Below are 25,177 nucleotides of genomic sequence, written 5' to 3' on the forward strand. Positions count from 1 at the left end.
GCCGAACATCGCGCCCGACCCTTTGAGCGTATGCATGGCGCGAAAGCTCGCATCGACAAGATCGCGGTTTTGCGGATCCTGCCCGAGATCGAGCAAGGTCTGTTCAAGCGTTTCCAGAAGGTCGCGCGCCTCCTGCCGGAAGGTTTCCGTCGGATCGGGTGCGCCGCTCATGCCCCGGCCACCTTCTTGACCACGGCGAGCAATTGTTCAGGCCGGAACGGCTTCGAAATCCAGCCGGTTGCGCCCGCCTCGCGAGCCTCGCGCTTGAGCGCGTCATCGGTCTCGGTGGTCAGGAACACGATCGGCACCCCGGCACTTTTGGGCGAGGCGCGATATTTGCGGATGAATTCAAGCCCGTTCATGCCGGGCATGTTGAGATCGGTGACCACTGCGTCGACCCGATTGGCGACAGCTTTCGAGTAACCGTCCGACCCGTCGCAGGCTTCGATCACCCGGTAGCCCGCCGAGCTGAGCGTATGGGAAACCATCTGCAAAACAGAGGGAGAATCGTCGATCGTAAGGATCGTTTTCGTCATGACATTTGTCCTTGGAAGGGATTTCGGTCAGGCCGCTTGCACGGCAGCGGGCAGCGTCATGCCGGCACGGGAAAATGCATTGACGCAGGCGCAGGATTCCGGCGCGATCAGGGTGAACCCTTTTCCCTGCTCCGCAGCATGCCGGGACGCGGCCGCAAGCACTTGCAGGGCAGAGACATGCATGGAGACAGCGTGGGATGCGTCGACCACAACGGGCCCACCGCACTCGAATGCTCGAAGCAGGCTGGCGTACAATTCGGAGGCATCACGCAGGCCGACTTCCTCGGCCAGCATAATCGTATCGAGCGCAGAAGAAACTCGAGTCTCGTTGGACATCTGATTTTCCGGTCAAGAGGAACACGACAATGGATCGAGACAGGCTCGCTTCCGCCTCGCATTTGTGGCATCAGATGTTAATTTCTGGCGAATTATGCCTATGAAATTTACCATTTCCTGCAAAAATGACGCAGAATGACGCAGTCGGGGACTTGCTGGAATGCCCTCGGCCAGAATGCGCTTGGCGTCACGATGCTGGGCGGGATGATTTCGGCAACGGTCCCGGCCGTGGTCTTCGTGCCGGTCTTCTTCCCCTTCGTGATGTGCCTGACCGGTAACGCGCGTCGCATGGCCCCTGCCGACCGGCCACCGGGCTGGTCGGCCCCAGCACAGCAACCGTGAAGGCAAACGAAGCTCCGCTCTACGTGGTATTTTGCATATGCAATTCTGCGCTGTGGGGAGGCTGCTCCTCGTTCTCTGTGACGGCGTTTGGCCATGCTGCGCCCCGAACGATCGGCAGATCAGGACTGCGCACGCCTCTCGCTGCGAAAGGCATCCGCGGCAGCTTTGGATGACTGCGCCAGAGCGGCTGGAGGCGGTTCAGGCCCGGTGCGCCCGTCAGCGATGCGCGAGATACTCCGCCGAAACATATCCCGAAACATTGGGCCTGTCGGTGAGGGACACCCGGCACCAGACTTTGCCTGCCTTTGTCACACAGGCGCCACGCGTGAGGCGCGTTCCGTCGGGCAGGCCGAGGATGATCTTGTGATCGAGGCCCGGGCCGTCGCGCAGCTTCAGAAGATCATCCGGCCCCGCGCCTTTGACCACGGCGCCGTTGCCGGGCGCGCAGCCGGTGGCGATCAGGAGGGCGAAGAGGACGGCAAGATGAAGTCGCATGATCTGTCCTGTCGGGTTTTCCCCTGCATAGAATATCTTCGGGCGCGAAGAAAGCCGGGCAGCACCGGTCTTTACCGGAACAGTCTCTGCAAGCGGGGGACGCAGGTGCAGGAGGCGGCGATGGGGGGCGTGAAAAGCGGGAGCGGGTGGTAGGGCGGCGCCCTCAGCCCTCAGCCCGCCGCCTCCCGGCCGATCCAGTCGCAAAAGGCGCGGGCCTTTCGGGGCGCATCGAGGCGGCGGACTGCCACATAAGAGAGCCCCGAGGGAAGGAAGCCGAAGGGCGCCACCAGCCGCCCCGCGGCGAGGTCGTCGGCCACATGCGGCTCGGGGGCGATTGCGGCGCCAAGCCCGGCGGCGGCAGCCTCGAGCAGGAAATAGAAATGTTCGTAAGCGGTGCCGCCCTCATGCACCGCGCAGCCGCTGCGGGCGCCCCAATCGGCCCAGGCGCCGGGCCGGGTGCGGGCCCAGAGCCGTGGCGCGCGGATCAGATCGGCGGGGCTGCGCAACGCCAGCCTCGCGGCCAGTGCGGGGGCGAGCACCGGGCCGAACCGCTCGGCAAAAAGCGTCGTGACATGGGTTCCCGCGGGCAGGTCGTGGTCGGTCACCCGGATCGCGACATCGTAGCGGCCCCGGCTGAAATCGCAGGGCGCATCGGATTGCGAGAGCCGCACCTCGAGGCCGGGATGGGCGGTCGCAAACCGGCCAAGCCGCGGGATCAGCCAGCGCAGCGTGAAGGTGCCAAGGCAGGAGACATCGAGCACGCCCCCCGCATCCGCACGCAGCATGGCAACGCCCGCCTCGATCTCACGAAAGCCGCGGGAGAGGTGCTGGGCCAAGGCGACGCCCGTCTCGGTCGGCACAAGGCCGCTTGGGCTGCGCGTCATCAGCTGCGTACCGAAGCTGTCTTCCAGCAGCCGCACCTGTCGGCTGATCGCGCCATGGGTGACGCCAAGTTCCTCGGCAGCTCGGGTCATGCGGCCGTGACGGATCGCAGCCTCGAAGGCGCGCAGGGCGGTGAGGGGCGGAAAGGACACGGGCGGCACCGGGTGGCTGTGAGATTTACTCACATCAATCTGGCCCAGAGATCGTTTGTCAAGGCGGTTGCACCGGGGCAGGTTTCGCTCATGTCACAGGCTCTCCCTCCACCCCCCCCCGTCGAAGACCCCGCGCCCTGCCCTCCGGAGCGGGTTCGCCGCGTCGCGCCTCTGCCGCCGACGCAACGCGTCACGCTCTGGTTTCGGCGCGCCCGCACCCGCGCGCATCTCGCCCAACTCGGGGCAGAGGCGTTGCGCGACATCGGGGTGACCGAGGCGGAGCGCCGCGCCGAATGCGGGCTGTGGTTCTGGCGCGGCATGGATCGCTGACGCGCGCGGCGGATCGGGCACCATCCAGGCTTCCCGCGTTTGGCCCTCCCTCCCGTCACGCGCGCGGCACCGTCAGTCGCACCGCCAGTCGCATTGTCATCAACACCTGCCGCTCTTGCGCTGCCCGCTCCAGCCTTGCCCGGGTCGGCGCAGAGACCGGCGCGCCGATGAAGCCTTGGTGAGATCGCCGATCATCGCCGCAGGCGAGGTGATCGATCCTGCGTGGTTAGCAGCATGGAGGCCGGGGCACGACCGCGCAACAGGGCCCGGCACAGCCGCGAGTCGCCCCGGCTCAGGGGGTTGGTGGCAGTAAGCACGAAGCCAGCGCTGTAACGCCAGTGCGGCCAATGTTTTCAGCAGCTCTCAGCCTGCTTTCGAGAACGTCAGTGCAGTTCTCGCAGCTCGGGCATCTCTGAATGAAGGCATCTGTTGAAGTCTCCAGGCGTTCTCTCGGCAAAGAGACTGGTTACGACATGTGTGGAAAACATATGTGGGGGAGCGGCCCCAATTCCGTCAAGGCATTAATTTTAAGGCAAAATATATGACGCGAAGGAACTGGCGGAAGCGGTGACTGCCATTGCATGTTCCGGATGTTTCTGGGGGCTTCCAAATAATCCCATAAATAAAAGGGTCTTACGGCCTTTCATTGTCCACGCTGTTCCACCATCTTCCTTGTTGATCCACGTTCAGGTGGGGGACAAAATGGGGGATACAAAATGGCCAAGGAAGGAATTCGGAGACCGGAAAAGGCGCTGTCGCCCCGTTTTGTGGAGACCGTGACAGCACCCGGCAAGCACTTCGACGGGAACGGCTTGTTTCTTCGGGTGCAGGCGAACGGATCGAAGCAATGGGTGCAACGCATCGTCATTCGTGGCAAGCGTTGCGAGCTTGGCTTGGGAAGTCCCCCGGCGATCTCCCTTGCAACTGCCCGCAAGCTGGCCTTGGAAAACCGGGGCAAGGCGATGCTCGGGGGTGATCCGTTGCAGGATCGGCGCGAGGCTCGGGCCGGGCTGACCTTTGCCGAGGCGAAGGAAAAGTATCTGGCGGCGAAGCTGGATGAATTCCGCAACGACAAGCACCGCAAGCAATGGGAAGCCACGCTTGAAACCTACGCAATCCCGACGCTCGGGCCGAAGCGGGTTTCGGAAATTTCGGTGCAGGACGTGTTGAAGGTGCTGGAACCGATCTGGCAGGGCAAAACCGAAACCGCATCACGCCTGCGCGGGCGGATCGAAAGCGTGCTGTCGTGGGCGACGGTGGCCGGGCACCGCGTGGGCGACAACCCCGCCCGATGGAAGGGCAACCTTTCGGAGCTTCTGCCCAAGGTCGCCAAGGTTGCGAAGTCCGAAAATCAGCCTGCGCTTGCCTTGGCCGATGTGCCGCGCTGGTGGGCCGATCTGGCCCTGCGCGAGGGCATGGCGGCGCGGGCGCTCGAATTCCTGACCCTGACTGCCGCCAGATCGGGCGAAGTGCGCGGCATGACGTGGGATGAACTCGACTTCGGTGTATCGGACAAAACCGACGCAACCGACGAAACCCCCGTTGCGACACTCGCGACTTCTGCGACATGGACCGTTCCCGCGTCTCGAATGAAGAACGGGCGGGAACATCGGGTGGCCCTGACCCCCGAGGCGGTGGCGATCTTGAAACGTCTGCCACGGCGATCTGACTCGCCTTTCGTGTTTCCCGCGCCGATGGGGGGTGCATTGTCCGACATGACGATTTCTGCCGTGATGCGGCGGATGCAGGAAACCGAAAGCAAGGCAGGCCGCCCCGGTTATCTAGACCCTCGCAACAAGCGCCCCGCCGTGCCGCACGGGCTGCGCTCGACCTTCCGGCAATGGGCCGCCGAACGGGGCTATCCGCGCGACATGGCCGAAATAGCCTTGGCGCACTTCATCGGCTCTGACGTGGAGCGGGCCTATCAGCGATCCGACATGCTCGAACGGCGGCGGGTGATGATGGCTGCTTGGGCGCGCTTCCTGAGCGGTGAGGCAGGTGTTGAAACGGTGCTGGCATTTGCAGGATCGACGCGTTGATGGCGACTGATCGGCAATTGGCAGAAGCTATCGGCTTGCTCAAGCCCCTGCTGGAATCCTGAAGCCCTTGACGTGGCCAAATCGTGAACGGACAATACGCCATGTTCCACCCGGACATGAGTGGAATGTCTACTAGCCTCGAACCGGATAGAAGAGACTAGCATCGAACAGGAGCAAGATCGGAGAGGCCCCAACGCACGATTGCAACGCGCGAAGGGGCCGGGTGTAAGGGTTGAACCGCCTCACACACCCTTTCTGGTCTGAGTCGCTACTTTTCGCAACTGCGAAGATTGCGGCAATTTTGACAATGAAAGGAACGACCTTGGCAGAAGCCATACTGAGACGAACCGCAGTTGAACATCGCACCGGGCTTGCCCGATCGACGATTTACGATTGGATGAAGCGGGGCCTGTTCCCGAAACCCGTTGCGCTTGGCGCGCGGCTGGTGGGGTGGCGCGAAAGCGACATTCAGGCATGGCTCGCCGCCCGCGAACCGAAAGCCCTCTGACAACATGGCAGGCGATCGAATTCCAAGCCCGGTGGACCTTTCCAACGGGGCAGGTGGGCTTTGCCATGCGTTAGCGGCGGGCTTCAACACCTTCGCGGCCAGCGCCTCGCGCGGCATATCGGGATTGCTGGCCCAGCGCCTCGCGATCCTCGCAGCGATTGATCCTCTGGCCCTTGCGGCTCTGGTGCCGATCGGCGGGCAACTGGTGGGGGCTGTCCTTTCCACTGTGCAAGGGGGGCGGCAATTATGGATGCGCAATCCTTGACCCGTTCCCTGGGTGGGAAGTGGCATGGCCGATATGGCACCTGTGCTTGCCCGGTTTGCCAGCCCGCACGCCGCAGGGGGCAGGACGCCCTGACCCTTGCCGATGGCACAAAGGGGCTTCTCGCCCATTGCAAACGCCTTAGTTGCGGCTTCGGTGACATTTTGGCGGCGGCTGGGGTTTCCGCTGGCAGCTACTCCCCCCCGGATGCCGAGACGCTGGCCCGATACGATGCCGAGCGGCGGGCCGAAGCCGAAAGGCGCGAACGCCAGGCAAGGGCGCTATGGGGCGAGGCAAAGCCGATCGCAGGAACGGTGGCCGAAACCTATCTGCGCAAGCGCCGCATCGGCTGCGATCTGCCCCCGGTGCTGCGCTTCCACCCCGAGGCGTGGCACGGGGCGACCGCCCGGCGATTGCCCGCACTGGTGGCGCTTGTTGAGGGCGGCGACGGCTTCGCGGTGCATCGCACCTATCTGCGCCCGGACGGTTTGGGCAAGGCCGAGGTGGACCCAGCCAAGGCGATGCTTGGGGCAGTCGCGGGCGGCGCTGTGCGGCTCGCCCAAGGGCCTGCGCGGCTGGTGCTGGCCGAGGGCATAGAAACTGCGCTGTCGCTTGCCTGCGGACTTCTGGATGGCCCGGCGACGATCTGGGCCGCGCTTTCGACATCGGGCCTGCGCGGGCTGCGGTTGCCCGCTCGACCAGGGCAGCTAACGATCGCCTGCGACGGCGACACCGCAGGCCGCGCGGCGGCGCTCGCACTTGCCGAGCGCGCGCACGAGCTGGGCTGGGACGTGGGCACCCTCGATCCCGGCGACGGGGCCGACTTCAACGACATTCTGACCGGAAAGGCGGTGCTGACATGAACGCGCGACCGCAAGAAATCCCGTTCAACCCGAGCTGGCCAGCACCCGACTTGCGTTTGCTTCGGTCCGATCTGCCGCCCGCCCCCGAATTGCCTGTTGCCGAAGTGCTCAAACCGCGCTTGGCCAGATGGGTGGCCAATGCCGCCCAGGCGAAAGGGGCGCCTGCCGATTATGTTTTCGCAGCGCTTCTGACCGTTGCCGCTTCGGTCATCGGCAATTCCCGATGGGTGACGATCTGGGAAGATTGGAGCGAACCGCCGATGATCTGGGCAATGTGCATTGGTTTGCCCAGCGCGGGCAAAAGCCCTGCGATTGACGCCCTTTTGCAACCGCTTCGCAAAGTCGAACGCCCGATGCGCGAAGCGGCAAAAGCCGAACGCAAGGCTTGGGAAGAACGGGCGGAAATCGCCAAACTTGCCGAACAGACATGGAAGGAAGCGGCAAAGTTGGCGATCAAAGCGGGCGAAACGCCCCCGGATCGACCGAAAAGCTGCGATGCGGGGCCGCCCCCGCATGTTCCCCGGCTGGTGGTCAATGATGGCACGATTGAAAAGCTGGGCGCGATCTTGGCGCAGCAACCGCGCGGCACTCTGCAAATGCGCGACGAACTGGCCGGATGGCTCGAAGGGATGCAACGCTATGCAGCCGGGGGCACCGACCGCCCGTTTTGGCTCGAAGCCTTCGGGGGCCGCGACTTCACGGTGGAACGGATGGGGCGGGAACCGCTGACCATTTCCCGGCTTTCCATTTGTGTGCTGGGCGGAATTCAGCCTGACCGCCTGAAAAGCCTGCTTTTCAAAGCCGACGATGACGGGCTTTTGGCCCGCTTTCTGCCGATCTGGCCCGATCCCGCCCCCTTGTGCCGCCCATTGAACGGGGCGGGGGCGGCGGAAATGGAAGCGATATTGGCGCGGCTCTTGTCGCTTGAAATGGTGACCGACGAAACCGGCGAAAAGCGCCCGTGGTTTGTGCACTTTTCCGAATCCGCCCGTGACCTGATGCAGGAATTCCGAAAAACCGAACGCGTCTGGGAAGCTGATGTCGAGGGGCTTTTGCTGTCCTTCATCGGCAAGTTGCCGGGGCTTGCTGCGCGTTTGGCGCTGGTGCTGGCCTATCTCGACTGGGCGGCGGATGATTCCGGGGAACCGCGCGAAATCACGGTAGAGCACTTTGGCCGGGCCGCGCATCTGGTGGAAGCCTATCTGTTGCCGATGGCACGGCGGGCCTATGCCGATGCCGCTACGCCGAAACCGCTTCGGGCTGCGCGACGGCTCTTGGCGATCTTGCGCAAAGAGAACTGGAATCGCTTCACGTCGCGCGATGTGCTGCGGCTTGACCGCGCGGGGCTTGCCACGGCGGCGGAACTCGACCCCGCATTGGTGATATTGACCGAGGGCGATTGCATCCGCGCCATCGAACAGCCCGCCAATCCGAAAGGTGGAAGGCCCCCCCGGCAATTCGCGGTGAACCCGGCTGTTTTCGGGGGGCCTCAATGACGCGATGGTTGCAAGCCGCAAAGCAAGCCGCACCTTCAAATTCCGAAGGCATCAATCCCGACCTGAAGCCGGTTTCGTCGGTTGTGTCGGTTTTGTCCGAAGGGCAGCCCCCTGTCGGACCGCCCCCCGAGACCTTCCCCTATGGCTCCGCCTGCGACCTTGGGCTTTCGCCGCGCACCTGGGCGGGCCGTGTCGTTTCCTTGGCCGATTGGCGCGGGCTGACAGATTGGGAGCGGCACGGGCCTCATGGGAAGCACTGGAACGGCAACACCCGCCAATGGGAACCGAGCGAAGGCGGCGCGGCGTGACCGGGGCAGAACTCGCGGCGATCCGAAAGGCGGCGGGGTTGTCTCAAACCGTGCTCGCCCGACGCGCGGGCATTGGGCGCCATGCGGTTTCATATTGGGAGAACAGGCCGCAGGTTGACCTTCGCGCGTGGGCAGTTGAGCGCATGGCCGAGGTGATCGACTTGCCGAAGAAACCCGCTCTGGGCTGGCGTTTGCGCGCGCCTTGGGAACGGGCTTTGGAAGCGCAAGCCGAGGCGGCTTTCATCGCATACGCTTTGCGGCTCAAGGCCCGCTGCGATGCCGCCGCCGCAAGGCGCCGCGTGATCTGCGGCGCCATGACGCGCAAGGGAACAGCTTGCCGGTGCCTGAGCGAACCGGGAAAGCGGCGGTGCAAGTTTCACGGCGGCAAAAGCACTGGCGCACGAACCCCCGAGGGGCTGGACCGCATCCGCGAAGCGCAACGGCGGCGCTGGGCGAAGTGGCGGGCCGAGCAATTGAAAAACAATCAAGCCAAGCCTCGCGACATGGGCTGTTAGACGGGAAATCAACCGGCTTGGCCTCGGGCGCTGTCGGGTTTCTGGGCCAATACGCGCGCGCGTGGGGGTGGGGTTTTACGTCTTGCCGGATTATCTCCGGTCTCTACGCGAGGCGCCCCTTGCACGAATCCCTTTCGCTTTTCGCCCTCACATTGCAAGAATGTTCTTGGGCAGGATGGGAACAGCACCTTGCAGATCGAAGATTTTATTGAGCGTTGGAAACATTCGGGCGGCAGCGAACGCGCCAATTTCCAGACCTTCGCGAATGAATTGTGCGAGGTGCTGGGCCTGCCCCGGCCCGCCCCGGCAACCGAGGCCACGCAGGCCAATTCCTATTGCTTCGAACATCCCGTGACCTTCATTCACACGGGCGCCCAATCGCGCGGCTTCATCGACCTTTACCGCGCGGGCCATTTCGTCATGGAAGCCAAACAGGGCACCGATGCCGCGCGCGAGGATGACGCCCAACCCGCCCTGATCCCCGATCTGCCCGGCCCGACCCGCAAGGGCCACGGCACCCGAGGCAGCAAACGCTGGGATGACACCATGTTGCGCGCCCGCGCCCAGGCCGATGGCTACGCCCGCGCGGTCTCGCGCAAGGATGGCTGGCCGCCGTTCTTGCTGGTGGTGGACGTGGGCCACGTCATCGAAGTCTATGCCGATTTCTCGGGGCAGGGGCAGGGCTACACCCAATTCCCCGATGGCAACCGCTATCGCATCCGCCTAGACGATCTGCGCGACGAAAAGACCCGCGAGAGACTGCGCGCGATCTGGACCGATCCCCACGCGCTCGACCCCGCCAAGATCGCCGCCAAGGTCACCCGCGAAGTGGCTGATCGGCTGGCCGCGCTGGGCCGATCCTTCGACGGGCAGGGCCATGAACCCGATACCGTGGCCCGCTTCCTGATGCGCTGCCTGTTCACCATGTTTGCCGAAGATGTGGAATTGATCCCGCTGGGCAGCTTTTCCGAGCTTCTGCACCGCCTGCGCGGCCACCCCGAACATGCAGCCCCCACGCTCAAAGCCCTTTGGGCGACGATGAACACGGGCGGCTTTTCCCCGGTCCTGACCGCCGATCTCAAACGCTTCAACGGTGGGCTTTTCAAGGATGCCGAGGCGCTGCCTCTGACCGAGGTGCAACTGTCGCTGTTGATCGACGCCGCAGGCCGCGATTGGCGCGAGGTTGAACCCGCGATCTTCGGCACCCTTCTTGAACGCGCCCTCGATAAGCGCCAGCGTCACAAGCTGGGCGCCCATTACACGCCGCGCGCCTATGTCGAACGGCTGGTGGTGCCCACGATCATCGACCCCCTGCGCGCCGATTGGCGCGATGTGCAGGCCGCCGCCATCACCCTTGCCGCCCAGGGCAAACAGGATGAAGCCCGCGAAGCCGTGCGCGCCTTCCACACCCGGCTTTGCGAAATCAAGGTGCTCGATCCCGCCTGCGGCTCGGGCAACTTCCTTTACGTCGCCCTTGAGCTAATGAAGCGGCTTGAAGGCGAGGTGACCGACCTCTTGCACGATCTGGGCGAGGAACAAACCGCCCTCGCGCTGGCCGGTCATACCGTGGACCCGCACCAATTCCTTGGCCTCGAAGTCAACCCCTGGGCGGCAGCGGTGGCCGAGCTGGTGCTGTGGATCGGCTATCTGCAATGGCACTTCCGCACCCACGGCAAGGCCAGCCCCGCCGAACCCGTGCTGCGCGATTTCCACAATATCGAGAACCGCGACGCGGTGCTGACATGGGACGGCACTCGCCCCCGGTGTGACACCTCGGGCGCCCCCGTCACCCGCTGGGATGGCACCACCACTACCCGCCACCCGGTGACCGGCGACGAAGTGCCCGACCCGCAGGCCCGCATTGCCGTGCTCGACTATCTCAAACCCGCCCCCGCGAAATGGCCCGAGGCCGATTTCATCGTCGGCAACCCGCCCTTCATCGGCGACAAGCGGATGCGCGAGGCTTTGGGAGAAGGGTATTCCGAGGCTTTGCGAGAGGCTTACCCGACCATTCCGCAAAGCGCGGATTTCGTCATGTTCTGGTGGCACAAGGCGGCGCTGGCCGCGCGCGCCTTCAAACCCGCGACCGAGAAAGCCCGCGCCAAGGGCACCCGCCGTTTTGGCTTCATCACCACCAATTCGCTGCGCCAGACCTTCAATCGTCGGGTGTTGGAACCGCATCTGAACGACCCGAAAACGCCGCTGTCCCTTGCCTTCGCGATCCCCGACCACCCCTGGGTGGATGCTGGCGACGGGGCGGCGGTGCGCATTGCCATGACGGTGGCCGAGGCGGGCAAGGCACCGGGGCGGTTGGGCACGGTGACCGAGGAAGCGAAAGGGCGATACGAGGCCGAAGGCCGCCCGGTGCGCTTCGAGGTGGAAAAGGGCAAGGTCTTTGCCGATCTGCGTATCGGCGCGGATGTGGCGGGCGCAGTGCCGCTTAAGGCGAATGATGCAATTTCCTCAAATGGCGTGATGTTGGCCGGGGAGGGATTTATTGTTTCGCCATCGGAGGCCCAATCGCTTGGGCTAGGTTCTGTCAAAGGGCTTGAGCAGCACATCAGACCATACAGAAATGGGCGAGACCTGACCGCAAGCCCCCGAGGTGTGATGGTTATCGACTTGCTGGGATTGGAACAAACTGAGGTGAAAGACCGTTTCCCCCTCGTTTTTCAACACCTCTTGGATAAGGTGAAGCCCATTCGGGACGAGAACAAGCGGCCTTCATTCGTGAAAAGGTGGTGGATCTTCGGGGAACCCCGTAAAGGCATACGTCCTGCGCTGAACAGTCTCACGCGATACATCGCAACTGTTGAAACGACCAAGCACAGGCTGTTTCAGTTTTTGCCGGTAGCCACGCTGCCAGATCACATGCTGATTGCCATTGCCCTTGATGACGCCGCCGCGCTGGCCGTTCTGTCGTCGCGCTTTCACGTCATCTGGGCGTTGACCGCTGGCGGGCGTCTCGGGTTTGGCAACGATCCGCGTTACAACAAATCCAAATGCTTCAACCCCTTTCCTTTCCCCGATCCGACCGAGGCGCAGAATACCCGCCTGCGCGCTCTGGGCGAGCAACTGGACGCGCATAGGAAGGCGCAGCAAAAAGCCCACCCCAAGCTGACCCTGACCGGCATGTATAACGTGCTCGAAAAGCTGCGCGCGGGCGAACGCATCGAAGGCAAGGACCGCGAAATTTACGACCAGGGCCTTGTGGGCATTTTGAAAGACCTGCACGACCAGATCGACGCCGCCGTTGCCGAGGCTTACGGCTGGCCGCTGGACCTGTCCGAGGATGACATTCTGCACCGGCTGGTTGCGCTCAACCGCGAACGGGTGGCCGAGGAAGCGCGCGGGCATATCCGCTGGCTGCGCCCCGAGTATCAAAACCCCGCTGGCCGGGTAGCCGTGGCCAAGGGCGAACAAACCGCGCTCGACATTGGCCCCGCCGACACCGCCGCCAAGGACGCATGGCCGAAAAACCTGCCCGAGCAGATTGCCGCCGTGCGCGCCGCGCTGACCGATCTGGGCACCGCGACCCCCGAGCAAGTGGCCCGCCACTTCCACCGGGGCCGCGCCGCTTCGGTGCAACCGCTTCTCGAAAGCCTGACCGCGCTTGGCCAGGCCCGACTCGTGGAAGGCGGCCAATTCGCTGCCTGACCGGGGGCGCCGAATCTTTGAGGCGTCAACCTGCCCAGACCGGCACCACGACGCACGCAGGGAAAAAATCGGCCCGTTTGAATAACGCGGGGGGGCTTCAATCTTGGAGCAGTCAGACAGAGAACCGGCGCGCTCCGTAAAATTCTCGCGCGGAAGAAACTGAGGCAGTTTTCCGGGTGGGGGGCATATGATCTCTGGGGCTACGCACGGAGGACCGGCTGCCTTCCCGCCGCTCGAACGCTAACGCAGTTTTTCGCCCTCACGCGCGCGCAGGGGGGGGCGGTTGCGCCGATCGGGGCCGCTTGGCCTCGATCCCCGCTCAAAGTCCCCGCCCGTCACAAGACAGAATTCGGTCGGACTTTTCCGGCACGATCCGGGGCAGTCCACGTTTAGGTGGGGGATAACGTGGGGGATAAGATTTCGCCTTATTCAACCATTTCAAGTACTTAATGTGCATAATTGGCGGAAGCGGTGGGATTCGAACCCACGGAGGGGTCTCCCCCTCGCTGGTTTTCAAGACCAGAGCCTTAAACCACTCGGCCACGCTTCCAATCCGCTCGCCCTAGCCGCTCTCACGCGATTCTGAAAGCCTCGGCGTGGCGAAAACGCGCCCCGCGTCCCCGGGCGGCTTTTCTTGCCGGATTTGAACCTGTAAGCTTGCGCCGAACGCCCGCAGCCTGCCGCCGCGGTCAAATAATGCGAGCCGGGCGCTGGTCAGGGGGCGCACCGGCGCCAAAAAGGGGCACTGGAGCATGTCGTATTCGATCCGCTGGATCTGGGCTGTCGCAGCCGTGGCGGCGCTCGCCGGCTGTCAGGAGGGCACGCAGCCCTTCGGCTTTCTCAAGGGCGCGCCGAAAGAGGAAAGTGGTGCCGTGCCGGAAGCCACCTCGGCGCGGATCGTCGAACGCGATGTCGAGGCGCCCGAGGTGTTCTCGGCCGAGGAAGCCGCGCTCTGGGACGGACGCCCCTCTCTCGGCGGTGTCTGGGTCGCCCATCCGGGCGTGAAGGACCCCGAGCGGGTGATCATCCGCAACCCGGCGAACGGCAAGTTCGTGATCGGCGCATTGTTCCGGCGCGAGCGCGACAATCCGGGGCCGAAACTGCAGGTCTCTTCCGATGCGGCGGCCGCGCTTGATGTGCTCGCGGGCGCGCCGACCAAGCTCTCCGTCGTCGCGCTGCGCCGCGAAGAAACGCCCGAAGACCCGGCCGCGACGGAACCGGCGGCTCCCGAGGGCCGCCTGCCCGCCGCAGAGACGATTGCCGCCGCGCCGCTCGCGGCGCCTTCCGAACCCGGCACGCCACCGAAACCGGCGCACGATATTGCCGCAAGCGCCGGGGCGGCGATTGCCGCAGCCGAAGCAAGCCCGCCTGCGCAACCCGCCCCCAAACCTGCGCCCGCCAAACCGGCTGCGGGCAGCAAGATGTTTGTGCAGATCGGCATTTTCTCCACCGAGGCGAATGCCCAGCGCGCCTCCGAGCAACTCTCGAAAGCGGGCGTGATTGCCACGATCCGCACCGAGAAGAGCCAGGGCAAGACTTTCTGGAGCGTCGTGGCCGGGCCTGCGGCCTCGCGCGGAGACCGTGACGCGCTGATCCGCAAGATCAAATCCGTCGGTTATGCCGACGCCTATCCCGTTTCGAAATGAGGTTTTCGGCCCGATGACGCTCGTCCGACCGCTCCTTCGCCTTGTCCTGCTCGTCAGCGTGCTCCTTGCCGCGCTTCCCGCCGCCGCCTTCGAGACCCGCGCCCGGGCCGCATGGGTCTATGACCTCACGGCGCAGACCGTGCTTTTGGAAAAGAACGCCGATGTCGCGCTGCCGCCCGCCTCGATGTCGAAGCTGATGACGCTGAACATGTTGTTCGAAGCGCTCCGCGAGGGCCGGGTGACGCTTGACACGACTTTCGCCGTCACCACCCGCGCCAAGCAGATGGGCGGCTCGACGATGTTTCTGAACGAGATGGACCGGCCCAGCGTGCGCGAGCTGATGCAGGGGATCGCGATCAACTCCGGCAACGATGCCTGCGTGGTGGTGGCCGAGGGGCTCGCGGGCTCCGAAGAGGCCTTTGCACAGCGCATGTCCGAGCGGGCGCCGCAACTGGGCATGACGCAATCGAGCTTTGCCAATGCCTCGGGCTGGCCGCATCCGAACCAGCGCATGTCGATGCATGATCTGGGGGTGCTTGCCGTGCGCCTGATCACGCAATTCCCGGAATATTATCCGCTCTTTGCGGAAACGACCTACAATTACAAGAACCGTGCCCCCGCCAATGCGCACAACCGCAACCCGCTTCTGAAGATCGCCGCGGCCGACTGGCATGCCGACGGGCTGAAAACCGGCCATACCGAAGAGGCGGGCTACGGCCTCGTAGGCTCCGCGGTGATGGGCAACCGCCGGATCGTTTTCGTGCTCTCGGGCCTCGGCTCGGAAGCCGAGCGCGCGCAGGAGGCCGAGGCGGTGGCGAACTGGGCATTCCGGCAATTCGTGCTGAAAACCGTGGCGGAAAAGGGCACACGGCTGGCCGAGGCACCGGTCTGGCTCGGGGCACAATCCCATGTCGGGCTTGCGCCCGCGGAGGATGTGGCGCTGCTGCTTCCTGCGGGGGCCGCGGCAGGCGTGACGGCCCAGGCCGTCTTTGATGCGCCCCTCACCGCGCCGGTTGCCGCGGGAGCGACGGTCGGGCGGCTCGAGATCGCCGTGCCGGGGTTTGACGCGCCGCGCGTGGTGCCGCTGGTGGCCGAGGCAGAGGTCCCTTCGGGCGGCTTTCTGACCCGCTTCACCTCGGCGGCGCTGCGGCTCTTTGAACGCGCCGTGGCGATGACCGCCAGCAGCTGAGCGATGTTCATCACCTTCGAGGGGATCGACGGATCGGGCAAATCCACCCAGGCGCGGCTCCTTGCGGAAGCGCTCGGGGCGGCGGGGCACAGCGTCGTGCGCACGCGCGAGCCCGGCGGCAGCCCCGGCGCGGAAGAAATTCGCGCGCTGGTGTTGCAGGGCGATCCCGAACGCTGGTCGGCCGAGACCGAAATCCTTCTCTTCACCGCGGCGCGGCGCGACCATCTCGAACGTACGATCACCCCCGCGCTTGCTGCCGGAAACGTTGTGGTATGCGACCGCTTCGCAGACAGCACCCGGATGTATCAGGGGCTCTCGCGCGGGGATCTGCGCGCGCAGGTTGATGCCCTGCACCGGCTGATGATCGGGCGCGAGCCGGACCTCACCTTCCTGATCGACATCGACCCCGCGGTGGGACTCTCCCGCGCCAAGGGGCGGCAGGGCCATGAGGAGCGGTTCGAGGATATGGGGCTTGGCATGCAGACGCAGATGCGGGCGGGGTTTCTCGCGCTCGCAAAAGAATTTGCGCCCCGGTTCCGGGTGATCGACGGCGCCCGCCCGGCCGAGGTCGTTGCCGCCGAGGTGCGCGCTCTCGCAACCGCAGCACTTGAGGCGCGCGGGCAATGAGCACGACCGACTTCCCTGACCCGACCGCGGTCGAGGGCGCACCGCACCCGCGCCAGACCGCACGGCTTTACGGGCAGGAGCACGCCGAACAGGCCTTTCTGGAGGCCTTCACCTCTGGCCGCCTGCATCACGCCTGGATGCTCACCGGCCCGCGCGGCGTGGGCAAGGCCACCCTCGCCTGGCGCATCGCGCGGTTTTTGCTCACGCAACCGCTTGAAGAGGGCGGCGGGCTCTTTGGCGCCCCCGAACCGCCGCGCAACCTTGACGCCGACCCCGAGCATCCGGTGTGCCGCCGCATCCTGGCCGAGGCCGAACCGCGCATCTTTCATCTCAAACGTGGGCTCAACAGCACCAAAAGCGCGCTTTCGGAGGACATCCGGGTTGAGGAGGTGCGCAAGCTCACCTCTTTCCTGCATCTCTCGGCGGCGGATGGCGGGCGCCGCGTGGTGGTGATCGACGCCGCCGACGAGCTTGCCACCGCGGGCGCCAATGCGCTTTTGAAACTGCTCGAAGAGCCGCCGCCGCTTGTCACCTTTCTGCTCGTCACGCACCAGCCCGCCCGGCTTTTGCCCACAATCCGCTCGCGCTGCCGCGAGTTGCGGCTCACCACCCTGCCGCCCGAAGAGCTCGCGCTGGCCCTCAGCGCCGCCGAGGCAGAGGTGAGCGCAGAGCAAACCCTTGCGCTCTCGGCACTTGCGGGGGGCTCGGTGGGGGAGGCGCTGCGGCTGATCAACCTCGACGGGCTTGAAAGCTACACCGCGCTCGTGACGCTTTTCGCCCCGTTGCCGCGGCTGGAGCGCCCCCGCGCCTGGGCCTTGGCGGAATCGGTGACCGGGCGGGCCAATGAGCCGCGGTTTGATCTGATGTTGCGGCTGATCGACCTGTTCCTGTCCCGGCTCGCGCGCGCGGGGCTGACCGGCCCGCCGATGCCCGAGGCGGCGCCGGGCGAGGCAAAGCTGATGGCCCGGCTCTCCCCCGATGGCGCGGCCGCACTGAAATGGGCCGGGCTGCATCAGGATCTGGGCGCGCGCGCGCGTCACGGCAAGGCGGTCAATCTTGACCCCGCCGCGCTGGTCATGGATATGGTGTTGGCAATCAACGCCGCCCCCTAGCGGCAGGAGAGAGACGTGACCACCCTGCCCCGTATCGTCGACAGCCACTGCCATCTCGATTTCCCCGAACTGAGCGCGGAACTGCCCGAGGTGATCGCCCGCGCCAAGGCCGCGGGCGTGACGCGGATGGTGACGATCTGCACCCGGCTGCGGTCCGTGCCGCAGGTGCGCGCGATTGCCGAGGCCCATGAGGGCGTGTTCTGGGCTGCGGGCACGCATCCGATGAGCGCCGCCGAGGAGCCGATGGCGACGCTCGAAGAGCTTGTCGCCCTCGCCCACCATCCGAAATTCGTCGGCATCGGCGAGACCGGGCTCGATTACCATTACACCGCCGACAGCGCCGAGGTGCAGAAGGTTTCGCTGCGCCTGCATATCGAAGCCGCGCAAGAGACCGGGCTGCCGCTCATCATCCATTCGCGCGCCGCCGATGAGGATATGGCCGCGATCCTGACCGAGGGCATGAAGCGCAAGCCCTATGCTTGCGTGATGCATTGCTTTTCGTCGGGCGCGGCGCTTGCGCAAACGGCCATCGAGCTTGGCTTCTATCTCTCGATGTCGGGCGTCGCCACCTTCCCCAAAAGCGGCGAGATCCGCGAGATCTTCGCCCAAGTGCCGCTGGAGCGCGTGCTCGTCGAGACCGACAGCCCCTATCTCGCCCCGCCGCCCCATCGCGGGCGGCGCAATGAGCCGGCCTTCACCGTCCATACCGCCAAGGTCGGCGCCGAGGTGTTTGGCCTGAGCTTCGAGGCGTTCGCCGCCGCCACCACCGCCAATTTCGAGCGGCTTTTTGCGAAGGCCTGCCATGGCTGACCGGCTCCGCTTCACCATCCTCGGTTGCGGCTCCTCGGGCGGCGTGCCGCGGATCGGCGGGCATTGGGGCGAATGTGACCCGAAGAACCCGAAAAACCGCCGCACGCGCTGCTCGATGCTCGTCGAGCGCGTGGGCGCCGCGGGCATTACCCGGGTGCTGATCGATACCTCGCCCGACATGCGCGAACAGCTGTTGCGCGCCGAGATCGCGACGCTCGATGCGGTGGCCTTCACCCATCCCCATGCCGATCACCTGCACGGGCTCGACGACATTCGCCAGATCACCTTCAACATGCGCGCGCGGCTGCCGGTCTGGGCCGATGCGCCCACCACGGATGCGCTGATCAACCGCTTTGGCTATGCCTTCGTGCAGCCTGCGGGCAGCGACTACCCGCCCATTTGCGATCTGCACGAGATCGAGGGACCCTTCAGCGTGCAGGGCGCCGGCGGGCGGATCGATTTCGTTCCCTTCAAGGTGGAACACGGCAATATCCCGGCGCTTGGCTTCCGGGTGGGGGGGCTCGCCTATCTGCCCGATGTCTCGGCGATCCCGGAGCCTGCCTGGGCCGCGCTCGAGGGGCTCGACTGCTGGGTGCTCGACGCGCTGCGCCGCAAGCCGCATCCGAGCCACGCCCATCTTGCGCTTTCGCTCGCATGGATCGCGCGCGCGCAGCCCAAAAACGCCGTGCTCACCAATATGCATATCGACCTCGACCACAGCGATGTTGAGGCGGAAACCCCCGATCATATCCGCGCCGCCTATGATGGCATGGTGCTGGAGCTGCCCGCGCCATGAGCGGGCTCATCGATGTCATCCTGCCGGTCTTTCTGGTGCTCGGCTTCGGCTATCTGGTGGTCTGGAAAGGGCTCTTTTCCGAAAGCGCGGTCGACGGGCTGATGCGCTTTGCGCAGAATTTTGCCGTACCTGTGTTGCTTGCGCGCTCGATCGCCAAGCTCGACCTTGGCGCGAGCTACGATTTCGGGCTGATGGTGAGCTTTTACGCGGGCGCGCTGATCTCCTTTGTCATCGGCGCGGGTGCGGCACGGCTCTGGCTGCGCCGCACCGGCCCGGATGCGGTGGCGATCGGCTTTGCCTGCCTGTTCTCCAACTCGCTCCTCCTCGGCATCCCGATCACGGAGCGCGCCTACGGGCACGATGCGCTTGCGGGCAACTTTGCCATCATCTCGATCCATTCGCCGTTTCTCTACACGATCGGCATTGTCGCGATGGAGGCCGTGCGCAGTCATGGCACGGGCGCGGGGCTGAGCCGCGTCGGGCTCAATGCGCTGATGGGCGTTTTGCGCACGCCGCTCGTGATCGGTATCCTGACGGGCTTCACGATTCAGGCGGGGCAGGCGCTCACCGGCATGGTGCTGCCCGCCCCGGTCTGGTCTGCGATGGACATGATCGCGGGCGCGGCACTGCCTGCGGCGCTCTTTGGCCTTGGCGGGGTGCTGGTACGCTATCGCCCCGAGGGCGACGGGCGCGCGATTGCCATGGTCACCACGCTTTCGCTGATCCTGCATCCGGGCATCGCCTATCTGCTCGGCCATTTCGTCTTCGATCTCGGCACGCCCGCGCTGCGCTCGGCGGTGCTCACCGCAGCGATGGCGCCGGGCGTGAACGCCTATCTCTTCTCCAACATGTATGGCGCGGCGCGGCGCGTGGCCGCCTCAAGCGTGCTCGTCGCCACCGCGGGCTCGATCCTGACGATCTCGTTCTGGCTCGCGCTCCTGCCCTGACCGCGCAGCCCCCCCAGGCTCCTAAAATTGCCAAATCTTTTCTGAGCCGACTTAACCGTCGTTTCAGGGAAGATCGTCAATATCCGTTGCGGGGGACTCCGCGCGGATCTGGACATCCGCATCGATGAGAGATTGAGGCGATGAGCCGGGGGCAAGAATGACGACCTGGACGATCCAGGGCTTTAGCGGATCGGATCTGATCATCGCCGAGGGCGGCAGCACCCTCTCGGTGGGGTCGAACTTCATGCTCGATCCAACCTGGGACGCCTCGACAGATGCCACCAGCTACACATTTACTGACCCGGACGACACCAACCTTTCCGGTGACAACCTCAACAACGAACATGGCAACGACGGCAACCAGACGATCAACGTCTATGATTCCTCGGGTACGCTGATCCATTCGGGGCAGGTCTATATCGAGGACTCGGCGGTCTTCACCGCGCCCGACGGCTCCTCGATCACGCTTTACACGCTTGAGGTCAACGGCGTCGTTGTCGGAACCGTCACCTCGGCGCCGCTGGTGCCGGGCGTCACGTATCATGTTACCGCAATCAACGACGTCACGACGGGGCCGCTCTATACCGCGCTCGCCTCGACCACGTATGACCCTGACCTGGCCAATACCGTCACCGGAGGTGATTACGCAGATTCGATCACGGGCGGCGCGGGAAACGACACGATCACCACAGGCGCCGGATCGGACACGATCGACGGCGGCACCGGCAATGACTCGATCCAGTTCGGCACCGGCGGCGATTCCGTGCATGGCGGCGACGGCAACGATTACATCGACGATTACGCAGGCTCGACCGGATACGTTTACAACGACACGCTTTATGGCGATGCGGGGAATGACACGATCTTTGCCGGATCGGGCAACGATTATGTCGATGGCGGCGCCGACAATGACAACATCTACGGCGAGGATGGCAACGACACGCTGCTGGGCGGGGCGGGCTGCGACTGGATCGAGGGCGGCGCGGGAGCTGACAGCATCGACGGCGGCACCGGCACGGACATCATTCTGGGCGGCGACGGCAACGACACGATCCATGGCGGCGATGGTGCCGATTACCTCGCCGGCAACACCGGCAACGATGTGCTTTATGGCGAAGCCGATGCCGACCGGTTCTATTTCGAAAACGGTTGGGGCTCTGATACGGTCTATGGCGGCTCGACGACCACCGCCGGGGGCGTTGATCTCGATACGCTCGATTTCAGCTATGACACGGTCAGCGGCGTCTCGGTCACCTTCACCGACTGGGAAGACGGCACCGCCACCGATGGCACCAGCACGGTTACTTTCGACAATATCGAGGGCATCTACGGCACTGCCTTCGGCGATACGATCAATGCCTCTGCCGATGGCTCGGGGCTGACACTCGACGGTCAGGCGGGCAATGACAGCATCATCGGCGGCTCGGGGGACGACTGCATCCTCGGCGGAGCGGGCGATGACACGATCTTCTCGGGCTTCGGCAATGACACTGTCTATGGCGGCGACGGCAATGATTCCATCGACGACAAGTCCGGCGTTCTGGCCGAAACCTACACCAACTACGTCGATGCAGGCGCGGGCAATGACACGGTGTTCACCGGCGGCGGCTCGGATACGATCCTGGGCGGTGAGGGCGATGACCAGCTCCATGCCGAGGCGGGAGATGACCTTGTCTATGGCGGAGCCGGGGCCGATACGCTCTGGGGGAACGAGGGCGCCGATACGCTCTGGGGCGGCGATGGCGCAGATTCGATCCTCGGCGGGATCGGCGACGACCTGATCTATGGCGAGGCCGGAAACGACACGATCACCGGGGGCGACGGGGCCGACAGCATCAGCGGCGGTGCCGATAACGATGTGATCACCGGCGATCTGGGCGATGATACGCTCGCGGGCGGCACCGGCGCGGATACGCTGACGGGCGGCACCGGGGCGGACACCTATGTGATGTCGGATGGCGACGGCGCCGATACCGTCACCGATTTCGACATGACGATGGTGTCGGGGCTGACCACCGACCAGTTCGATGTCAGCGGCCTGAAAGATGCAGAAGGCAATCCCGTCAACGTCTGGGATGTCACGGTCGACAGCGACGAGCAGGGCAATGCCGTGCTGTTCTTCCCCGATGGCACCTCGGTCACTCTCATCGGTGTCTCGAAGACCAGCGTGAACACGGCGCCGATGCTCCACGCCATGGGCATTCCCTGCCTCGTCGCGGGGAGCCCGGTGGCAACGCCGCGCGGCCCGGTGGCGGTGGAGCAACTTGTTCCGGGCGATCTGGTGATCACCGCCTCGGGGGCAGCCGAACCGGTGCTCTGGACCGGGGCGCGCGCGGTCACCGCGGCGGAGATGGCGGCCGATCCGCGGCTTCTGCCGGTGGAAATCGGCGCGGGGCGGCTCGGCAATGCCGCACCGGTGCGACTTTCGGCGCTCCATGCCGTGCATGTGCCCGCGCGCGGCGGCGCGCTCGCGCGGGCGGGGCATATGGCGGCAACAGGCTGGGGCGGGGCGCGGATCCTGCACGGGCTGGCGCGGCAGGAGGCCGGGCTGCGCTATCATCATTTGCTTTTGCCTCGCCATGCGCTGATCTCGGTGGCGGGGCTCTGGGTGGAAAGCTTCTGGCCCGGGCGACAGGGGCTGGCGGGGCTCGATCCGGCTTCAAGGACACGGTTGATTCGCGCTCGCCCGCAGCTCGCACAGGTGCTCTGGGGCGGCGCCAGTGTCGCAGCCTGCTACTCGCAGCCCGCAGCGCCGTTTTTAAGGCGCCGAGAAATTGATCGTGCGGCATGTTCGAACTGGTCGCTCCTTGCCCGCGAGAAGCCGCATTCGGACGGTTTCCAAGCCTCGTCCGGGCAGGCATCAACTCTGTGACACCCTGTCGGAAATGACGGTTGAAATCTCGCAAAGGCACTGTTTTAGTTGCCGCACGGGAGCAAACGAACCAGAAAAATCACGGGGAGCCCGCATTGACTGCTGTACCGACCGACGAAGGCTTCGTCGTCTTCGACCATGTCCAGAAGAGCTATGACGGCGAAACCCTCGTCGTCAAAGATCTCAATCTGTCGATCGCCAAGGGCGAATTTCTGACCATGCTCGGCCCCTCGGGCTCGGGCAAGACCACCTGCCTGATGATGCTGGCGGGGTTCGAGACGGCGACGAACGGGCGCATCCTGCTCGATGGCACCAACATCAACGAAATGCCGCCGCACAAGCGCGGCATTGGCATGGTGTTCCAGAATTACGCGCTTTTTCCGCATATGACGGTGGGCGAGAACCTCGCCTTCCCGCTTGAGGTGCGGGGCATGGGCAAGGCCGAGCGCGAGGCCAAGGTGATGCGCGCGCTCGACATGGTGCAGATGGGCAAATTTGCCAACCGTCGCCCGGCCCAGCTTTCGGGCGGCCAGCAGCAACGGATCGCGCTTGCCCGTGCGCTGGTGTTTGACCCGAGCCTCGTTTTGATGGACGAACCGCTCGGCGCGCTCGACAAGCAGCTGCGCGAACATATGCAGTTCGAAATCAAGCACTTGCATGAGACGCTCGGGATCACCGTTGTCTATGTGACGCATGATCAGGGCGAAGCGCTGACGATGTCGGACCGCGTTGCGGTGTTTAACGACGGTCGGATCCAGCAGCTGGCGCCCCCCGACGAGCTTTACGAACGCCCGAAAAACAGCTTCGTGGCGCAATTCATCGGCGAGAACAACAAGCTGCCCGGCACGGTCGAGGAACTTGACGACGAGAAATGCCTCGTGCGGCTCGAAACCGGGGAGATGATCGACGCCACGCCCGTCAACATTCGCCACAAGGGCCAGCAGACGCTGGTCTCGATCCGCCCCGAACGGGTCGAGTTCAAGCCCGAGATGATGCCGCCGGGCGCCCATATGATCGAGGCCGAAGTGCTTGAGGTGATCTACATGGGCGACATTTTCCGCACCCGGATGCGGGTTGCCGGGACCACCGATTTCGTGATGAAATCGCGCAACACCATTGGTCAGACCAAGCTCAAGCCCGGCGAGCGGCTGAAGATCGGCTGGCACCCGGCGGATGCGCGCGCGCTCGATCCGATGTGAAGATGCGGCCCGGGCCGCCGCCGGTCGGGCCGGCGCGGCACAAGGGGCCGAAGAGCTGCCGACACCGGCGGACCCTGACGGAGAAGGGTCAACCGGTGTGCACAAGACGACAGCAGACAAGATGCAAAGCGGGGGCACATCCGCAAGCATCACGAAGACCCGCAATCAACAAGGGAGTAACCAAATGAAGAAACTTCTGGTCCTGAGCACCGCTCTGGTCGCCACGGGCTTTGCCGCGCAAGCGCAAGAGCTCAACGTGGTGTCCTGGGGTGGCGCCTATACCGTCAGCCAGGTCGAGGCCTATCACAAGCCCTTCACCGAAATGACCGGCATCAAGATCAACTCGATCGACGCCGACAACCCCGCCGCCCCGGTGAAGGCGCAGGCCGAAGCCGGCAACGTTTCGATCGACCTCGCCGACGTGGAACTCTCCGACGCGATCAAGATGTGCGACGAGGGCCTGCTGGCCGAGATCGACCCGTCGATCCTGCCCCCCGCCCCCGATGGCACCCCCGCGACCGAAGACTTCGTGCCGGGCGCGATTCAGGATTGCGCCGTGGCGAACATCGTCTGGGCGACCGTGATCGCCTATGACAAGACCAAGGTCGGCGACACCCCGCCCACCACGGTTGGCGATTTCTTCGACACCGCCAAATATCCGGGCAAACGCGGCCTGCTGAAATCGGCCAAGCGCACGATGGAACTCGCGCTCTATGCCGATGGCGTGGCTCCCGAAGAAATCTATGACGTGCTGGGCACCGACGAAGGCGTGAAACGCGCGCTCGCCAAACTCGACACGATCAAGGGCGACATCGTCTGGTGGGAAGCCGGCGCGCAACCGCCGCAACTTCTTGCCGATGGCGAGGTGGTGATGACGAACGGCTATAACGGCCGCTTCTTCGCCGCCGAAGTTGCCGAGGGCAAACCTTTCGGCACCGTCTGGGACGGCTCGTACATGGATTACGACCTCTGGGTGATCCCGAAAGACGCGCCGCACAAGGAAGATGCGATGAAGTTCCTCGCCTTCTCCACAGACACCCAGCGCCTTGCCGATCAGGCGAAATGGATCTCCTACGGTCCGGCCCGCAAATCGTCGAACGCGCTTGTCGGCCTCTATCAGGACGGCAAGACCGAGATGGCGCCCTACATGCCGACCAACCCGGCAAACATGATGTCGCCGATCTGGACCGATCCGACCTTCTGGGCGGATCACGACACCGAACTGAACGAGAAGTTCAACGCCTGGCTGGCGAGCTGA

General features: G+C 64.8%; 24 protein-coding genes and 1 tRNA gene. 19 read left to right on the forward strand and 6 right to left on the reverse strand.

Going from position 1 to position 25,177, the window contains the following annotated elements:
- The 3 genes from CRO22_RS07770 to CRO22_RS07780 all read right to left on the reverse strand — a co-directional run.
- Positions 1-171 (reverse strand): Hpt domain-containing protein (locus CRO22_RS07770; protein WP_141399428.1); only part of this gene is annotated, 171 nt, incomplete at its 3' end.
- Positions 168-536, reverse strand: a complete 369-nt coding sequence (locus tag CRO22_RS07775; RefSeq protein WP_097069583.1) for a response regulator — start codon at positions 534-536, stop codon at positions 168-170. The genes CRO22_RS07770 and CRO22_RS07775, both read right to left, overlap by 4 nt.
- Before the next feature lie 27 nt (positions 537-563).
- The gene (locus tag CRO22_RS07780; protein ID WP_097069584.1) at positions 564-872 is read right to left on the reverse strand and encodes an STAS domain-containing protein; all 309 of its coding nucleotides are present in this window, start codon (positions 870-872) and stop codon (positions 564-566) included.
- A 135-nt stretch (positions 873-1,007) separates the two neighbouring features.
- Between CRO22_RS07780 and CRO22_RS07785 the strand changes: the two genes are divergently transcribed.
- Positions 1,008-1,214, forward strand: coding sequence for a hypothetical protein (locus CRO22_RS07785; RefSeq protein ID WP_097069585.1), 207 nt, complete (start codon positions 1,008-1,010; stop codon positions 1,212-1,214).
- Positions 1,215-1,430: 216 nt separating this feature from the next.
- Here CRO22_RS07785 and CRO22_RS07790 read toward each other — a convergent pair whose 3' ends face one another.
- Together CRO22_RS07790 and CRO22_RS07795 are read right to left on the reverse strand one after the other, a co-directional pair.
- Positions 1,431-1,709, reverse strand: a complete 279-nt coding sequence (locus tag CRO22_RS07790; protein ID WP_097069586.1) for an SH3 domain-containing protein — start codon at positions 1,707-1,709, stop codon at positions 1,431-1,433.
- Positions 1,710-1,879: 170 nt separating this feature from the next.
- Complete coding sequence (locus CRO22_RS07795) at positions 1,880-2,743, reverse strand: LysR substrate-binding domain-containing protein (protein WP_245860917.1); 864 nt, start codon at positions 2,741-2,743, stop codon at positions 1,880-1,882.
- 90 nt (positions 2,744-2,833) lie between these two features.
- Between CRO22_RS07795 and CRO22_RS18555 the strand changes: the two genes are divergently transcribed.
- The 8 genes from CRO22_RS18555 to CRO22_RS07830 all read left to right on the forward strand — a co-directional run bounded on the left by CRO22_RS18555 (position 2,834) and on the right by CRO22_RS07830 (position 12,721).
- The gene (locus CRO22_RS18555) at positions 2,834-3,073 is read left to right on the forward strand and encodes a DUF1127 domain-containing protein (protein ID WP_102024752.1); all 240 of its coding nucleotides are present in this window, start codon (positions 2,834-2,836) and stop codon (positions 3,071-3,073) included.
- Between the two features lie 716 nt (positions 3,074-3,789).
- The gene (locus CRO22_RS07805) at positions 3,790-5,112 is read left to right on the forward strand and encodes a tyrosine-type recombinase/integrase (protein WP_097069588.1); all 1,323 of its coding nucleotides are present in this window, start codon (positions 3,790-3,792) and stop codon (positions 5,110-5,112) included.
- Positions 5,113-5,419: 307 nt separating this feature from the next.
- Positions 5,420-5,620, forward strand: coding sequence for a helix-turn-helix transcriptional regulator (locus CRO22_RS07810; RefSeq protein ID WP_097069589.1), 201 nt, complete (start codon positions 5,420-5,422; stop codon positions 5,618-5,620).
- A 4-nt stretch (positions 5,621-5,624) separates the two neighbouring features.
- Complete coding sequence (locus tag CRO22_RS19030) at positions 5,625-5,885, forward strand: hypothetical protein (RefSeq protein WP_217991884.1); 261 nt, start codon at positions 5,625-5,627, stop codon at positions 5,883-5,885.
- The gene (locus tag CRO22_RS07815) at positions 5,882-6,745 is read left to right on the forward strand and encodes a DUF7146 domain-containing protein (RefSeq protein WP_245860918.1); all 864 of its coding nucleotides are present in this window, start codon (positions 5,882-5,884) and stop codon (positions 6,743-6,745) included. Before CRO22_RS19030 ends, CRO22_RS07815 begins: the two co-directional genes overlap by 4 nt.
- Entirely contained in the window at positions 6,742-8,241 is a 1,500-nt protein-coding gene (locus tag CRO22_RS07820) for a DUF3987 domain-containing protein (protein ID WP_097069591.1), read from the forward strand. The genes CRO22_RS07815 and CRO22_RS07820 overlap by 4 nt, the downstream gene beginning before the upstream one ends.
- A 304-nt stretch (positions 8,242-8,545) precedes the next feature.
- On the forward strand, positions 8,546-9,064 hold the full coding sequence (locus tag CRO22_RS18830) for a helix-turn-helix domain-containing protein (RefSeq protein WP_176518588.1): 519 nt from the start codon (positions 8,546-8,548) through the stop codon (positions 9,062-9,064).
- A 189-nt stretch (positions 9,065-9,253) separates the two neighbouring features.
- Positions 9,254-12,721: a class I SAM-dependent DNA methyltransferase gene (locus CRO22_RS07830; protein WP_097069593.1), complete on the forward strand. Its 3,468-nt coding sequence runs from the start codon at positions 9,254-9,256 to the stop codon at positions 12,719-12,721.
- Positions 12,722-13,181: 460 nt separating this feature from the next.
- On the opposite strand, the gene CRO22_RS07835 is transcribed toward CRO22_RS07830, so the two are convergent.
- A tRNA-Ser gene (locus CRO22_RS07835) sits at positions 13,182-13,271 on the reverse strand.
- A 202-nt stretch (positions 13,272-13,473) separates the two neighbouring features.
- Here CRO22_RS07835 and CRO22_RS07845 point away from each other — a divergent pair.
- From CRO22_RS07845 to CRO22_RS07890, 10 genes are all read left to right on the forward strand, one after another.
- A complete protein-coding gene (locus CRO22_RS07845) occupies positions 13,474-14,367 on the forward strand; it encodes an SPOR domain-containing protein (RefSeq protein WP_097069595.1) in 894 nt (297 codons plus the stop codon).
- A 13-nt stretch (positions 14,368-14,380) separates the two neighbouring features.
- The gene (locus CRO22_RS07850) at positions 14,381-15,556 is read left to right on the forward strand and encodes a D-alanyl-D-alanine carboxypeptidase family protein (protein WP_097069596.1); all 1,176 of its coding nucleotides are present in this window, start codon (positions 14,381-14,383) and stop codon (positions 15,554-15,556) included.
- Positions 15,557-15,559: 3 nt separating this feature from the next.
- Positions 15,560-16,183 (forward strand): dTMP kinase, encoded by a 624-nt coding sequence (gene tmk, locus CRO22_RS07855; protein WP_097069597.1) that lies wholly within the window; start codon positions 15,560-15,562, stop codon positions 16,181-16,183.
- A complete protein-coding gene (locus CRO22_RS07860) occupies positions 16,180-17,295 on the forward strand; it encodes a DNA polymerase III subunit delta' (RefSeq protein WP_097069598.1) in 1,116 nt (371 codons plus the stop codon). The genes tmk and CRO22_RS07860 overlap by 4 nt, the downstream gene beginning before the upstream one ends.
- A 15-nt stretch (positions 17,296-17,310) precedes the next feature.
- Positions 17,311-18,105: a TatD family hydrolase gene (locus CRO22_RS07865; protein ID WP_097069599.1), complete on the forward strand. Its 795-nt coding sequence runs from the start codon at positions 17,311-17,313 to the stop codon at positions 18,103-18,105.
- The gene (locus CRO22_RS07870) at positions 18,098-18,901 is read left to right on the forward strand and encodes an MBL fold metallo-hydrolase (protein ID WP_097069600.1); all 804 of its coding nucleotides are present in this window, start codon (positions 18,098-18,100) and stop codon (positions 18,899-18,901) included. The genes CRO22_RS07865 and CRO22_RS07870 overlap by 8 nt, the downstream gene beginning before the upstream one ends.
- Complete coding sequence (locus CRO22_RS07875; protein ID WP_097069601.1) at positions 18,898-19,848, forward strand: AEC family transporter; 951 nt, start codon at positions 18,898-18,900, stop codon at positions 19,846-19,848. The genes CRO22_RS07870 and CRO22_RS07875 overlap by 4 nt, the downstream gene beginning before the upstream one ends.
- 157 nt (positions 19,849-20,005) lie before the next feature.
- Entirely contained in the window at positions 20,006-22,720 is a 2,715-nt protein-coding gene (locus CRO22_RS07880; protein WP_097069602.1) for a Hint domain-containing protein, read from the forward strand.
- A gap of 95 nt (positions 22,721-22,815) precedes the next feature.
- Positions 22,816-23,919 (forward strand): ABC transporter ATP-binding protein, encoded by a 1,104-nt coding sequence (locus CRO22_RS07885; RefSeq protein WP_097069603.1) that lies wholly within the window; start codon positions 22,816-22,818, stop codon positions 23,917-23,919.
- A gap of 184 nt (positions 23,920-24,103) precedes the next feature.
- Positions 24,104-25,177: an ABC transporter substrate-binding protein gene (locus tag CRO22_RS07890; protein WP_097069604.1), complete on the forward strand. Its 1,074-nt coding sequence runs from the start codon at positions 24,104-24,106 to the stop codon at positions 25,175-25,177.

It is taken from the genome of Rhodobacter maris, from assembly GCF_900217815.1.
Classification (GTDB): domain Bacteria; phylum Pseudomonadota; class Alphaproteobacteria; order Rhodobacterales; family Rhodobacteraceae; genus Rhodobacter; species Rhodobacter maris.

Bases quoted from the DNA above. Each gene is read 5' to 3' on its own strand.
- CRO22_RS07780 (WP_097069584.1), bottom strand. From the start codon at position 872: ATGTCCAACGAGACTCGAGTTTCTTCTGCGCTCGATACGATTATGCTG.
- tmk (WP_097069597.1), top strand. From the start codon at position 15,560: ATGTTCATCACCTTCGAGGGGATCGACGGATCGGGCAAATCCACCCAG.
- CRO22_RS07870 (WP_097069600.1), top strand. From the start codon at position 18,098: ATGGCTGACCGGCTCCGCTTCACCATCCTCGGTTGCGGCTCCTCGGGC.
- CRO22_RS07875 (WP_097069601.1), top strand. From the start codon at position 18,898: ATGAGCGGGCTCATCGATGTCATCCTGCCGGTCTTTCTGGTGCTCGGC.
- CRO22_RS07785 (WP_097069585.1), top strand. From the start codon at position 1,008: ATGACGCAGTCGGGGACTTGCTGGAATGCCCTCGGCCAGAATGCGCTT.
- CRO22_RS07860 (WP_097069598.1), top strand. From the start codon at position 16,180: ATGAGCACGACCGACTTCCCTGACCCGACCGCGGTCGAGGGCGCACCG.
- CRO22_RS19030 (WP_217991884.1), top strand. From the start codon at position 5,625: ATGGCAGGCGATCGAATTCCAAGCCCGGTGGACCTTTCCAACGGGGCA.
- CRO22_RS07810 (WP_097069589.1), top strand. From the start codon at position 5,420: ATGAAAGGAACGACCTTGGCAGAAGCCATACTGAGACGAACCGCAGTT.
- CRO22_RS07805 (WP_097069588.1), top strand. From the start codon at position 3,790: ATGGCCAAGGAAGGAATTCGGAGACCGGAAAAGGCGCTGTCGCCCCGT.
- CRO22_RS07820 (WP_097069591.1), top strand. From the start codon at position 6,742: ATGAACGCGCGACCGCAAGAAATCCCGTTCAACCCGAGCTGGCCAGCA.
- CRO22_RS07775 (WP_097069583.1), bottom strand. From the start codon at position 536: ATGACGAAAACGATCCTTACGATCGACGATTCTCCCTCTGTTTTGCAG.
- CRO22_RS07890 (WP_097069604.1), top strand. From the start codon at position 24,104: ATGAAGAAACTTCTGGTCCTGAGCACCGCTCTGGTCGCCACGGGCTTT.
- CRO22_RS18555 (WP_102024752.1), top strand. From the start codon at position 2,834: ATGTCACAGGCTCTCCCTCCACCCCCCCCCGTCGAAGACCCCGCGCCC.
- CRO22_RS07845 (WP_097069595.1), top strand. From the start codon at position 13,474: ATGTCGTATTCGATCCGCTGGATCTGGGCTGTCGCAGCCGTGGCGGCG.
- CRO22_RS07850 (WP_097069596.1), top strand. From the start codon at position 14,381: ATGACGCTCGTCCGACCGCTCCTTCGCCTTGTCCTGCTCGTCAGCGTG.
- CRO22_RS07790 (WP_097069586.1), bottom strand. From the start codon at position 1,709: ATGCGACTTCATCTTGCCGTCCTCTTCGCCCTCCTGATCGCCACCGGC.
- CRO22_RS07880 (WP_097069602.1), top strand. From the start codon at position 20,006: ATGACGACCTGGACGATCCAGGGCTTTAGCGGATCGGATCTGATCATC.